The organism is Tranquillimonas alkanivorans, from assembly GCF_900115595.1.
Lineage (GTDB): Bacteria > Pseudomonadota > Alphaproteobacteria > Rhodobacterales > Rhodobacteraceae > Tranquillimonas > Tranquillimonas alkanivorans.
Window position 1 is genome coordinate 166288 of the sequence record NZ_FOXA01000006.1, and the last position, 13266, is coordinate 179553.

At 68.2% G+C, this 13266-nt stretch carries 11 protein-coding genes; 8 read left to right on the forward strand and 3 right to left on the reverse strand.

The window, feature by feature from the left end; all coding sequences use genetic code 11:
• Together BM162_RS09700 and BM162_RS09705 are read right to left on the reverse strand one after the other, a co-directional pair.
• Positions 1–1164, reverse strand: coding sequence for a pyridoxal phosphate-dependent aminotransferase (locus BM162_RS09700; RefSeq protein WP_093421013.1), 1164 nt, complete (start codon positions 1162–1164; stop codon positions 1–3).
• Between the two features lie 115 nt (positions 1165–1279).
• Positions 1280–1969: a hypothetical protein gene (locus tag BM162_RS09705; RefSeq protein WP_093421015.1), complete on the reverse strand. Its 690-nt coding sequence runs from the start codon at positions 1967–1969 to the stop codon at positions 1280–1282.
• A 381-nt stretch (positions 1970–2350) separates the two neighbouring features.
• Here BM162_RS09705 and BM162_RS09710 point away from each other — a divergent pair, with 381 nt between their 5' ends.
• The 3 genes from BM162_RS09710 (at position 2351) to BM162_RS09720 (ending at position 7341) form a co-directional block, all read left to right on the forward strand.
• Positions 2351–3664: an AAA family ATPase gene (locus BM162_RS09710; RefSeq protein WP_093421018.1), complete on the forward strand. Its 1314-nt coding sequence runs from the start codon at positions 2351–2353 to the stop codon at positions 3662–3664.
• Between the two features lie 3 nt (positions 3665–3667).
• The gene (locus BM162_RS09715) at positions 3668–4723 is read left to right on the forward strand and encodes a ParB/RepB/Spo0J family partition protein (protein WP_093421020.1); all 1056 of its coding nucleotides are present in this window, start codon (positions 3668–3670) and stop codon (positions 4721–4723) included.
• Positions 4724–6237: 1514 nt separating this feature from the next.
• Entirely contained in the window at positions 6238–7341 is a 1104-nt protein-coding gene (locus BM162_RS09720; RefSeq protein WP_093421022.1) for a S1C family serine protease, read from the forward strand.
• A gap of 3 nt (positions 7342–7344) precedes the next feature.
• Here the strand turns inward: BM162_RS09720 and BM162_RS09725 are convergent, their stop codons facing one another.
• On the reverse strand, positions 7345–8106 hold the full coding sequence (locus tag BM162_RS09725) for a PRC-barrel domain-containing protein (protein ID WP_177215119.1): 762 nt from the start codon (positions 8104–8106) through the stop codon (positions 7345–7347).
• Positions 8107–8274: 168 nt separating this feature from the next.
• Here BM162_RS09725 and BM162_RS09730 point away from each other — a divergent pair, with 168 nt between their 5' ends.
• The 5 genes from BM162_RS09730 (at position 8275) to BM162_RS09750 (ending at position 13184) form a co-directional block, all read left to right on the forward strand.
• The gene (locus BM162_RS09730; protein ID WP_093421027.1) at positions 8275–8817 is read left to right on the forward strand and encodes a superoxide dismutase family protein; all 543 of its coding nucleotides are present in this window, start codon (positions 8275–8277) and stop codon (positions 8815–8817) included.
• 182 nt (positions 8818–8999) lie between these two features.
• Complete coding sequence (locus BM162_RS09735; protein WP_093421029.1) at positions 9000–10145, forward strand: sensor histidine kinase; 1146 nt, start codon at positions 9000–9002, stop codon at positions 10143–10145.
• A 113-nt stretch (positions 10146–10258) separates the two neighbouring features.
• Positions 10259–11590: an aspartate aminotransferase family protein gene (locus BM162_RS09740; RefSeq protein ID WP_093421032.1), complete on the forward strand. Its 1332-nt coding sequence runs from the start codon at positions 10259–10261 to the stop codon at positions 11588–11590.
• Positions 11587–12153: a carboxymuconolactone decarboxylase family protein gene (locus BM162_RS09745; RefSeq protein ID WP_093421034.1), complete on the forward strand. Its 567-nt coding sequence runs from the start codon at positions 11587–11589 to the stop codon at positions 12151–12153. Before BM162_RS09740 ends, BM162_RS09745 begins: the two co-directional genes overlap by 4 nt.
• A 65-nt stretch (positions 12154–12218) precedes the next feature.
• Complete coding sequence (locus BM162_RS09750) at positions 12219–13184, forward strand: TAXI family TRAP transporter solute-binding subunit (RefSeq protein ID WP_093421141.1); 966 nt, start codon at positions 12219–12221, stop codon at positions 13182–13184.
• Positions 13185–13266 lie beyond the last annotated feature (82 nt).

Here is a 13266-nt window from a genome sequence, read left to right on the forward strand (position 1 = left end):
TCACAGCAGGGTCTCGATCCGGTCCAGCGCGCGCTCGATGTTCTCGACGCTGTTGGCATAGGAAAAGCGCAAGTAGCCTTCGCCCCATGACCCGAAGCTGGTGCCGGCCACGGTGGCCACGCCCGCCTCGGTCAGGAACCGGTCCTGCGCTTCGCGCGAACTCATCCCCGTGCCCTCGATGTTCGGGAAAGCATAGAAGGCCCCCGCCGCATCGGCGCAGCGCACCCCGGGCAGCGCGTTCAGACGCTCGACGATGATCTGGCGCCGCTTATCGAACTGCGCCACCATCTCGGCCACCGCGTCCTGCGGCCCTGTCAGCGCCGCCAGCCCCGCGTACTGGGCCGAGGCGTTCACGCAGGAATGGTCGTTGATGCACAGGCGCGTGACATGCTCGACCATCGAGTCCGGCCAGACAGCGTAGCCCAGCCGCCAGCCCGTCATCGCATAGGTCTTGGACCAGCCGTCGAGCATGATGAGCTGGTCCCGGACCTCGGGATACGTCAGCAGGCTCACGTGCTCGCGCCCGGCATAGAGCATCTGGCTGTAGATCTCGTCCGACATCAAAGCCACGTCCGGGTGCTTGGCCAGCCCGGCGACCAGCTTGTCGATCTCGGCCTTCGGCGTCACGCCGCCGGTGGGATTGGCGGGGCTGTTGATGATGATGAGCCGGGTCTTGTCGGTGATCTTCGACAACACCTCGTCGGCGTCGAAGGCGAAGCCGTTCTTCTCTTCCAGCGGGATCGGCACCGGCGTCGCGCCGGAATAGCGGATGACGGACTCGTAGATCGGAAAGCCCGGGTTCGGGTACATGATCTCGGCCCCCGGCTCGCCGAACATCATCACGGCGAAGAACATCGTGGGCTTTCCGCCGGGCACGACGACCACGTTGTCCGGGTTAACCGGAGCGCCGTGGCGCTTTTCCAGGTCGGCGGCCACCGCTTCGCGCAGGACCGGCAGGCCATTTGCGGGAGTGTAGCCGTGATGTCCGTCGCGCAGCGCCTGGATGCCGGCTTCGACGATGTGCTCGGGCGTGCGGAAGTCGGGCTGACCGATCCCGAGGTTGATGATGTCGTGTCCCTGTGCGGCCAGCTTCGACGCCCGCGCCAGGACCTCGAACGCGGACTCGGTGCCCAGGCGGTGAATGCTCTCGGCGAATTTAAGCAATGGTCCCTCTCCTGCTTTCTGCGCGGCGCATCATACCCGTCGCTGCGTCAACGTCGAACATCTTCGGCGCTCGTTTTTCGTACGTAATGCACAGCACTCCGTGGCGCGGGCGCACTCAGTCCTCGCACCGGATCGTCAGCCGGTCGACCGGGCCGAGCTCGGCCTCGACCGCGGACATCAGTCGGGCGGACAGGTGCGTCTCGATATAACTCGCCACGAAGCGCTTGGCGCAGGTCAGCACCACCGCGTCGCGGGTGAACGTCTCGCAGTCGACGTGCTGGAACCACGCCCCGAACAGCGCCGGGTCCTCCCGTTCAAGCCGCTGCCGGGTGGCGGCCCAGGTCCCCTGCCCCGCCGCGGCCGACTGCGCCTTCCTGCCGAAATCCACCTTCACCACGCGCGGCGTCTCGTCCTCGGCGTGGCCGTCCATGCGGTCGGCGAAGTCGGTGCCCACGTCGCCCCAGCGATCCCGCGACAGGCGCAGCACCTCGGCCCGGTTCAGCCGATAGGCGGCCACCCTGCCCCGCACGCCGGGTCGGGTGCACACGATGAGGTTCGCCGCCGTCAGCCGCTTGATCTCGCGTTTGACGGTCCGCTCGTCGACGCCCCACATCCGCGCCAGGTCGCGCTGGCCCACGCTGACCTCGTCGTTGATCCAGTTGTAGCGCGAGGTCACCATCGAGATCAGCCTGAGCATCGACGTGCGAAAGCCCGGAGAGCCGGTGAGCCCGATCAGGCTGAGCGCCGTAAGGATGTCGTACTTGACCACCCCGGCGCCGACGCCGGTGATCCGCCTGCTCTGCATGCGGCTGCTCCTGCCTGTCCTCGTTGCGGACCGATCTGACGCCGGTCTCGATTCTCGCTGCAGGGTCAGGGAAGCCGTTTTTCCCGAACTTTGTCAACGAAAAGCGAAATACAGGAATTCTGCTCCTCTTCCCAAAAAATGGGAAATCCAAGGTTTAATGGAGAAGGGGGACACCATGGTTGTCACCCAATCGGGCGCTCCGTGTCACCAAAAGCTATGAGGAAGGGGCGGTTCTGTCACCAAATCTGGTGCGTATCTGCCGCGGTTGTCGCGACTTTCCGCATCTTCGGCCCGAATCGAGGAAAATCGGGAAAATGCGTTTTGCCAGAAACCGTGTTTCCCGTTATTCACGATGCCAGGCAAAACAACAAGAGCAGAGCGATGCGAGATCACACCGACCTTCAGGCGATGAACGAACGCAGTCTCTCCCAGCAGACCGCCGTTCGCCGCGCCACATTCTCCCCCTCGGAAACGAAGACGCTGCGGCCCTTCTCGATCTGGGAGATCAGCCAGTTCATGTTCCGCGTGCCCGCCGACACCCTGCGCAAGCGGCTGGCCGACGACCCCTCCCTGCCCCAGGGCCAGACCCAGGACGACGGCCGCCAGCGCTGGTTCACGCTGGAAGAGATCAACGAGCTGCGCCGCCGCGTCCGCTTTCGCGGCAAGACGCTGCTGCCCGAGCGTCCGAACGGTCGCGCCATGCGCGTGGCGGTGTCGAACTTCAAGGGCGGCGTCGGCAAGACCGTCGTGGCCCAGCACCTGGCCCACGCCGCCGCGCTGGACGGCTACCGGGTGCTGGTCATCGACTTCGACCCGCAGGCGACGCTGACCCACTCGATGGGCTTGGTCGAGGTGAAGGAGTGGAACACCGTCTGGGGCATCATGTGCCGCGACCTCTGCCGCGAGGCCGACCGCATCGCCGAAAGCTTCGACGACCCCGACGACTGCCCCTACCCCTCCGCCGACGAGCTGCCCGAGGACGTTCAGTCGATCGGCGCGCAGCGGGTGCAGGATTTCATCCAGCGCACCTGCTGGCCGACCATCGACATTATCCCCTCCTGCGCCAACGCGGCCTTCGTCGAATTCGCTAGCGCGCAGTACCGGTCGATCCACAAGGCGTGGAGCTTCTTCGGCTGCATAGACCGCTACCTGAACGAGCTGCCGGACGACCAGTACGACCTGATCCTCTTCGACTGCCCGCCGGCCATCGGTTACCAGTCGCTGAACGCGGCCTTCGCGGCAGACATCCTCTATATCCCCTCTGGCCCCGGCTACTGGGAATACGACAGCACGACGAGTTACCTGGGCCAGCTGGGCGATGCGCTCGAGGATATCTCGGTCGGCTTCTCGAAGCTCGCCGCCGACGCCGGCATCAGCCTGCCCAAGACGTTCCGCGATGTGCGGGTGCTGATGACCCGGTTCGAGAACAACAACCCCCTGCACATCGCCATGCTCGACGCGTTTCGCAACGTGTTCGGCGCCGACGTCTGCCAGCACCCGATCGAGCTGACCCGCGCGGTCGAACAATCGGGCCGCTTCCAGACCTCGGTCTATGAACAGGACTATCGGCAGATGACGCGCGAGACCTGGAAGCGTGCGCGGCAGAGCTTCGACCGGGCCTATGAGGAATTCCTAACCACCCTGCTTCAGGCTTGGCGGGCCGAGAAGGCAGAACCCGCGCGGATGGAGGCTTAAGAGATGTCGGGCGACAACAAGTTCCGGATTGGACCGATCGATTCCAGCACCGCCGCCCGGCGCCGGCGCACGCCCGGTCCCATGGGCGCCGCCGTGCGCGAAACGGCCGAGAGCCTGAGCGAGGCGACCGAGACCAAGATCGAGCAGCGCCGCCGCAATGCCGAGGATGCCCGTGCTTGGCGCGAGGCCCGCGAGAGCGGGCTGGTCCTGGCCGCTTTGCGCGTCGACGACGTGGCGACGGACGACCTGCCGCGCGACCGGTTGGAACTCGACGCGATCGCGGTGTCCGACGAGATGGAGGAGTTGAAGGCCTCGATCCGCGCGCGCGGGCAGAAAGAGCCGATCGAGGTCTACGAGGCGCCGGACGGCAAGTACCAGCTGAAGAAGGGCTGGCGGCGTCTGACGGCGCTGTCGCAGCTTCGCGCCGAGACTGGTGAGGACCGTTTCGAACGGGTTATCGCCCGTGTCGAGGGAACGGTCAGCGACCGCGTCGACCGCTACATCGACATGGTCGAGGAGAACGTGGTCCGCCAGGATCTGACCTTCGCCGAGATGGCGCAGCTGGCGATCACCGCGGCCGAGGACGACTCGGTCGACGGCGATGACGCCGAGGCGATGGTGAACCGGCTTTACGGATCGCTGCACAAGATGAAGCGCTCGTACATCCGCAGCTTCGTGCACCTTCTGCTGGCGCTCGGGGAGGACCTGCGGTGGCCGCGCGAGGTGTCGCGCAACCTGGGCGTCGACGTGGCCCGGGCGCTGAAGGCCGGGCAGGGCGACGTCGAGGATCTGCGCGGACGGCTGGCTGGGTGTTCGGATGCGGGCGCGCAGTCCGAAGTGCTGGGCTCGTTCCTCAAGCGGCTGAATGCGCCCGAGCCGGTGGGTCGCGGAGTGCAGGTGCCTCGGCAGAAATACGAGTTCCACCTGGGCCCGACGAAGGTGACGGCGCGGATGGGGGAGTGTCGGATCGTCAGCGGTCGCGACTTCACCAACGTCCCGCGCGAGAAGCTGGAGCGGGCGATCAAGGCGTTCGAGGCGGAGCTCGAACGCAACGGATGAGGCGGTAACCCACGGGTTACCTTTGAAGGCCGGCCCTGAGGGGCCGGCCTTTTTCTTTGCGGGGGTAACCCGCGGGTTACCGTGGCGGGCGGTGGGGTGACCCGCGAGTTAGCTTCGGCTTGCGTGGTAACCCGTGGGTTACCCTTTGGGCGGATCGGGTCGAGGGGGCTGTCTGCCCCCTCTGCGCCTGCGGCGCATTCACCCCCGAGGATATTTCGAGACCAAAGATGAGAGAGCGGGGTGTGGTAATTTGCGGGGTGCCTCCGAGATGGGTCGAGTTCCTTGTACACGGGTCGGGCGGTAACCCGCGGGTTACCGGCGGCGCATCGTAGGGCGGAGCCCGGAGTAGGTAACCCGTGGGTTACCTATCAAGAAGCCTGTAGCGGGGGGGCTCGACAATCTACACGTCGTCGTAATGCCGGTGCGCCTGGGTGGTCGACCCGCGCCGCGATAGGCGCATCGGCCTGGATCGGTGCGCCGCCTTCGCCAGAAAGCCGGAGCGCAGGCCGTGGGTCGAGGCGAAGCCGGGCGGCAGGGCGGCCGCCATCAGCCTGTGGGCGATGGCACCGTGTGCGCCCTCGGGCGACGGGCCGCGCGGAAGGGCGCGGCCGGATTTCGCTCGGTGGGAAGGAGAGGAGCCGTCCTCGGTCCCGGCGGCAGCGACCCATGCGACCACCGCGCGTGAGGCGCGGCCCTTGAGCCCAGGCGCGGGACGCGGTCCCGAGCCGGTTGTCTTGCTATCGACAAACGCGATTCAGTTCACGCCAATGGCCCTAGGCTCCTCGGGCGAGACATCCTACCGCCGGAGTGCTGCAATTCCGGGCCGCCGGCGGTGGCCTGAGGCCCAGCCGAGCATCAGGACGGTGTGCGGTTGCGCGGACCCCATAGGCCGCGGCTGCAAGCGGAGAGCATGTCCTGCAGCACGTCACGCGTGAGCGCGTGGAGGTTGGCGCGCAGGGCAGGCGTTGGCACGGTGGCCCGTGGCGCGGGCCTGCCGGATCAGCGGCGGGCCGAACGGGCTGTCGAGTGTGCGCCTCTTATGGAAGGCGCGCCACGATGCGATGCGGCGGTCGAGCGGTCGAGGGCGCAAGGCAGGTTGGTCTCGGCGCCAAGGTCGCGGAAATGGTCGAGCACTAAGCGCGTCGCACACCTCCTCGTGCCAATTGGGTCCGTCGCCAAAGGGGAGGCACCGCCCTGTCGAGATGTAGACGAGGCCGCGTTGAGGGGCACGCAGCGTGGCGGCGGGCGTGCCGCAGACGTAGACTTCGGCCAGGGGCGGCCTCGTCCTCGGGCGACCGTGCGGCGGAGGCGGGCAGGGCGACGGCGGATGTCATGGACGGGAAGATGCCCAGAGGGCGGGGCGCGGTCGAGGTGAGGGAAGTTGTGAGCAATATGGTCAAAAAATGCACATTGCAGCCCCGGGCGAGAATGGTTGCGGGCTCGTGTGTCGCGCCGACTTGATCCCCGCGGCAGGACGGGACACCTCGTGCAGGCGAAAAGACTGGAGGACGAGAATGCTGCGCGGGCTGAACACGCTTTTGCTGCTTCTGATCGGGGCCCTCGTCGGGATCGCGCTTTACGCCTTCGCGCCCGTCCATCTGGTCTGGAACGGGGCGCCGCGGGCGGTGACGCCGCGGGGGGACCTGGCGCAGAGCGAGCGGACGACGATCGAGCTGTTCGAGGCGACGCGGGACTCGGTGGTGTCGATCACCACCGCCGGCATCGTGCGCGATCCCTGGACCCGGCGCACCCGGGAGGTGCCGCGCGGCACCGGGTCGGGCTTCGTGTGGGACGAGGCGGGGCACATCGTCACCAACAACCACGTCGTGGCCGGGGCGTCGGGTGCGCAGGTGCGGCTGGCCGACGGGCGGGTGCTGGACGCGGAGCTGGTGGGGACCGATCCGCGCCACGACCTCGCCGTTCTGCGGGTTCGAGCGGCGGGGCAGGGGCCCGAGCCGCTGCCAATCGGGCGCAGCGAGAACATCCAGGTGGGGCAAAGCGTGCTGGCCATCGGCAACCCGTTCGGGCTGGACTGGACGCTGACCACGGGCGTGGTCTCGGCGCTCGACCGCGAGATCCCGGCCGAGGGCGGCGACACGATCGAGGGGCTGATCCAGACGGACGCCGCCATCAACCCCGGCAACTCGGGCGGGCCGCTGATCGACTCGGCGGGCCGGATGATCGGGGTGAACACGGCCATCTTCAGTCCTTCGGGCTCGAGCGCGGGGATCGGCTTCGCGGTGCCGGTGGATACCGTGAACCGCGTTGTGCCGCAGCTTATCCGGCGGGGAGAGTACCGGCCGCCTGTGCTGGGCGTGCTGCATGACGAGCGCGCGAACCAGTTGGCGCGGGGGCAGGGGGTCGAGGGTGTTCTGGTGCTGGGCGTGCGGCCGGGCACGCCCGCCGCGTCGGCCGGGCTGCGCCCGGCGCGGCGGAGCGCGCGGGGCGGGATTGTGCTGGGCGACGTGATCGTGGAGATCGGGGGGCGGCGGGTGGTCAGCTCGGACGATCTGCGCGACGCGCTCGACCTGCACCGGCCGGGCGATGCGGTCGAGCTGGTCGTGCTGCGCCGCGGCGAAGAGGTCACGCTGACGGTGACGCTTGCCGCGACGGGCTGAGCGTCACTCGCCCAGGCGGTCGTACTCGAAATCGGCAAGGTCGCTGATCTCGTCCTCGCCGGCCTCGATGTCGTAATAGGGCGAGCCGGCGTCCCAGTCGGCGCCGCCCTCGTAGCCGTAGTAGGGCCAGGCGCGGTAGTTTTCGCCGTACTCGAAGGCGGGCTGCACGATGACGGCCGTGACGGCGCCGTTTTCGAGAATCACGTCGCTGACATAGCCGTAGTCGCGGATGGCGTCGTCGTCGCGCAGCCGGGCGTAGTCGCCGATCAGTTCGCTGATGCGCCAGGCGCGGGGACCCAGGTCGGCGTCGTCGAGATCGCCCACCGGGCCTTCCTGCATGGTGCCGAGCCCCAGGGCGGGGGTGGCGATGTCGTAGTCGTCCACGTTTTCTTCGCTCAGCGGCACGATGATGCCGCTGCCGTCGGGGGCGAGCTCGACCAGGTCGAAGGGGATGGAGACATGGGTGTCGCCGATGTCCCACAGCCCGCCGACCTCGGCGATGATGGCGATGACGGTGCCGTCGGGGCCGACGATGACGTCCTCGACATCGCCGATCTCCTCACCTCCGGCGCCGTAGACTTCCATGTCGTCGATGAAGTCGTCGGCGCTGACGCCGTTGGCATAGAGGTCCTCGGTGTTCCAGTCGGCCAGCGCGATCACGTCGGCGTCGGACAACGCGTCGGCCGTTTCCTGCGCGGGTGCGGGTGCGGCGAGCGTGGCGGCGGCGAGGGCGAGGGCGAGGGCGGATGTCGTGGTGCGTGTCATGGTGTCTCCTCCTGCTGGGCGGAGCGGGCTCCGCCGCTTGCGGGAAGAACGTGTGAGCCGGGGGGCGCGTTCCGGAACCGCCCGCGCGCGGGCCGGGTTTTCCGCCCGACCCGGACGCGGCCGCATGGCGCGGCGGTGGCGGGAGTGTTGCAGAAAGGACATTGAAAGATGCGTATCAGCAAGACGACGGCCGCCGTGGCGGCGATCCTGATTGGCGCGGGCGCCCCGGCACTGGCGCAGGATGCGATGACGGCCGAGGTGATGACCGCCGACGGGACGGCTGCGGGTACTGTCACCTTCGAGCAGGTCGAGCACGGGGTCGTGATCATCGCAGAGCTCGAGAACCTGCCCGAGGGGCCGCACGGGTTCCATATCCACGAAACCGGGGCCTGCGAGCCGGACTTCCAGGCGGCGGGCGGCCATTACAGCCCGACCGACAACGTTCACGGCTTCAACTCGCCCGATGGCTACCACGCGGGTGACCTGCCCAACATCCACGTCGCGGCGGACGGAACGGCGCAGGCCGAGTTCTTCGCACCGCACCTGATGCTGGGCGAGCCGGAGGGCGACGGCGCGCCGTTCACGCTGGCGGACGAGGATGGCTCGGCCATCATGGTGCACGAGAACGGCGACGATTATCAGGCGGACCCGTCCGGATCGACCGGCAGCCGCATCGCCTGCGGCGTCATCGCGCCCGCTCAGGGGGACTGAGGCGGCGCTCGGCAGCCGGGGCGTGTGGTCCCGGCTGCTTTACGGCCGAAAGGCGCTGCGTCGCGGGCCGGGCCACGGGATGACCTCGTACGCGACAACGCGCCGACGCTTTCGCGCCACATCGTCCCGGTCTTTTGGGGCCAAGCGGCTATCGGGCCGCACAGGCAAGACGGGATGAGCAAATGAAACTTTACGAGACCTTGGCGCGCCGTGGCTGGCCGCGCAGTTATACGGGCAAGATCCTTCTGGTCAGCTTCATCGGGGTGCACGTGCCGATGATCGGCGCCGTGACCTATGTGCTGCTGGCCGACTCGCGGCCTTTCAGCGAGCAACTGGGCGTGCTGGGTGCGATGCTGCTGGCGACGCTGGTGGGCACTGCCGGGACCATGGCGGTGATGCACGCGCTGCTGGCCCCGGTGCGCGCGGCCACGGACGCGGCCAAGGGATACCTGTCGGACCGCAAGACGCCGCGCCTGCCTACGCGCTATGACGACGGGGCAGGGGTGCTGATGGCCAGCATCCAGGAATGCATCACGCGGCTGGACGGCGCGCTGACCACCGCCGAGCTTCAGCGCGAGCAGATCGCGCAGGACCACGCGGCAAAGTTCCGGATGCTGTCGGGCATGCGCCACGACTTCCGCACGCCGCTGACGCACATCCTGGGCTTCGCCGAGCTGATGAAGGCCGACGCCATCGGCCCGACGGGCGGCGAGGCGCACCGCAAGTTCGCCGCCACCATCGGCAAGTCGGGCCGCGAGTTGCTGCAGACGCTGCAATCAGTGCTGGACCTGTCGGACGCCGCCGCGAAGATGCAGGCCGAGGAGGACCGCGAGACGCTGGACCTGGTGGACCTTGCGACCAACGCCGTGTCGCTGGAGCACCTGTTCGCCGAGCGGCGGGGCGTGGCGGTGACGCTCGACGCGCCCGAGACGCTGGAGACGCGGGCGGTGCGCGACGTGGCCAAGAACCTCGTCGGGGCATTGCTTCAGGCGGGCATCGCCGGGACCCCGGACGGCGGTCGTGTGACGCTCGAGGTGTCGCAGCGGGGCGGCGCGGCCGTGGCGGTGGAAAGCCACGGCGGCAAGCTGTTCCTCGAGGACGTGCCGCCCGAGCTTGCGCACCTGGCCGGACCGCTGGAAAGCGGGACGGGATCACAGGCGGCGACGGCAGAGACCTCGACCCCGATGACACTGCGCATCTCGCTGATCGAGACGCTGTGCCGGGCGGTCGGCGCGCGCTACGCCATCGCGCAGACGGGCGACGGCTGGCGCATGTCGGTCGCGCTGGACGAGCCGGTCGTGGCGCCCGTGCCGGTCGCGGCCGAGTAAACAACCGGGTTTGCAGGGCAGGGAGGGGTCGTGCGGGCGGTCCCGCTCGACTCCGTTCCGCCGATGCTTCATCGTTCGTGTGACCTTACCTAGCGACACACACGGACGGACCCATGACCCGCCTTCTTCACCGCGCCCTCAAGACGCCGCCGATGGCGGTCAGTGCCGAGGGGATCACCTTCACCGACGCGGGGGGGAAGACGTACATCGACGCCTGTGGCGGGGCCGCGGTGTCGTGCCTGGGCCACGGGCACCCGGACGTGCTTGCGGCGATCCACCGGCAGGCGGACCAGGTCGCCTATGCCCATACGGGGTTCTTCACGACCGAGGCGGCCGAGGGGTTGGGCGAGCGGCTGGTGGCCGATGCACCCGAGGGGATCAGCCATGCCTACCTCGTCTCGGGCGGCTCCGAGGCGGTGGAGGCGGCGCTGAAGATGGCGCGGCAGTACTTCGCGGAAAAGGGCGAGACGCAGCGCCGGCACGTCATCGCCCGGCGGCAGAGCTATCACGGCAATACGCTGGGCGCGCTTGCCGTCGGCGGCAACGAGTGGCGTCGCGCTCAGTTCCGGCCGCTGTTGATGGAGGCGCACCACATCGCGCCCTGCTACGCCTATCGCGAGCAGCGCCAGACCGAGAGCGATGCGGAGTACGCCGTGCGCGCGGCCGGCGAGCTTGAGGCGAAGATCGAGGAGCTGGGCGCCGAGAACGTCATCGCCTTCGTGGCCGAGCCGGTGGTGGGCGCCACGGCGGGGGCGGTGCCGCCGGTGGCGGATTATTTCAAGCGCATCCGCGAGATCTGCGACCGCAACGGCATCCTGCTGATCCTCGACGAGGTGATGTGCGGGATGGGCCGGACCGGCACGCTGCACGCGTGCGAACAGGAGGGCATCGCGCCCGACCTGATGACCATCGCGAAGGGGCTGGGCGGGGGCTACCAGCCCATCGGGGCGGTGCTGCTGAACGAGAAGATCCACGACGCCTTCGCGCAGGGCTCGGGCTTCTTCCAGCACGGGCACACCTATATGGGCCATCCCATGGCGGCGGCGGCGGCGCTGGCGGTGCAGGAGGTGATCGCCCGCGACGACCTGCTGGCGAACGTGCGCGCGATGGGCGCTTACCTGCGCGAGCGGCTGGAGGACGCCTTCGGCCAGCATGCGAATGTCGGCGACGTGCGGGGCAGGGGGCTGTTCCAGGCGATCGAGCTGGTGGCCGACCGCGAGACCAAGGCGCCATTCGACCCGGCGGCGAAGCTGAACAAGCACATCAAGGCACAGGCGATGGAGCGGGGGCTGATGGTGTACCCGATGGGGGGAACCATCGACGGGGTGCACGGCGACCACGTTCTGCTGGCCCCGCCGTTCGTCGTGGGGCGCGAGGACGTGGACACCATCGTGGCTCGGCTGTCTGACGCGGTGGATGCGGCGCTGGCCGAGGTGGCGGCGTGAGCGACTTCCGGCCCCTGACCGACGCCGAATGGCCGGACGAGATCGGCGACCTGCTGCCGGGCTTCGCCGGCCGGCTGGACGTCTACCGGGTTATGGCGCGGGACCCGCGGCTTTTGCGGGCGTGGCAGGATTTGCGGCAGCACGTGGTGATCGACAGTTCGCTGGGCGCGGAGTTCAGCGAGATCGTCATCCTGAGAACCGGGCATCGGCTGGGGTCGCCTTATGAGTGGGGACAGCATGTCAGCCGGTCGCGGAAGCTGGGGATGAGCGAGGGGCGCATCACCTCCATCGCCGGTTCGATAGAACGTATGTCGGAGCCCGACGCGACGCTGGCGCGCGCCGTGGACGAGTTGCTGGACGAGGCACGGCTGTCCGACAAGACGCGACGGGCGATTCTCGGGCTGGTGGGAACGGAGGGGATGTTCGACCTGATGGCGACGGTGGGGTTCTACTCGACCCTCGCGTTTATCGCCAACAGCACGGATCTTGCGTTGGACGCTCGAATACGCGCCGAACTCGAGGAGACGCCGTCCTCCGGACGCACAACTTCGCGATCAGCTTGACCTTCCCAGGGGGAGGCATCACGCTGGCGTGATCAAGGAAAAGGCAAAATGAAGGGAGAATGCTCATGAAAAAGTACATCGTCGGAGCCGCGGCTGCGCTGACGCTCGCCGGCGCCGCACAGGCGCAGGACGACCAGCAGTTCATCGCCATCGGCACCGGGGGCGTCACGGGCGTCTACTACCCGACCGGCGGCGCGATCTGCCGTCTTGTGAACCGCGGCCGCGCCGACCACGGCATCCGCTGCGGCGTCGAGTCGACCGGCGGCTCGGTCTACAACATCAACGCCATCCGCTCGGGCGAGCTGGATTTCGGTGTCGCCCAGTCCGACTGGCAGTACCACGCCTACCAGGGCACTTCGCAGTTCGAGGAGCAGGGGGCGTTCGAGGATCTGCGCGCCGTCTTCTCGGTTCACCCGGAACCCTTCACCGTGGTGGCCCGCGCCGATGCCGGCATCGAGAGCTTCGAGGACCTTCAGGGCAAGCGCGTCAACGTCGGCAACCCGGGCTCGGGCCAGCGCGGCACGATGGAAGTCGTGATGGACGCGATGGGCTGGACCATGGACGACTTCCAGCTCGCCTCGGAACTTCAGGCCGCCGAACAGAGCCAGGCGCTGTGCGACAACAACATCGACGCGATGGTCTATACCGTCGGCCACCCCTCGGGCTCGATTCAGGAAGCCACGACCGCCTGTGACGCCGTGCTCGTGGACGTCTGGAACGACGAGATCGAGCAACTCGTCGAGGAGAACCCGTATTACCGCAAGGCCACCATTCCGGGCGGCATGTATCGCGGCAACGACGACGACACGACGACCTTCGGCGTGGGCGCGACCTTCGTGACCTCGGCCGAGGTGCCGGACGAAGTGGTCTATGAAACGGTCAAGGCCGTGTTCGAGAACTTCGACCAGTTCAAGGGACTGCACCCGGCCTTCGCCAACCTGACCAAGGAAGAGATGGTCAGCGACGGCCTGTCGGCTCCGCTGCACGCCGGTGCCGAGCAGTATTATCGCGAGGCCGGCCTGATCGAGTGATCGGCCCGCGCACGTGACACCGGCCGGGGCGCGAATGGCTTGCCCCGGCCACCCCCGCCGCGACGGCGGATCGTTCAGAACA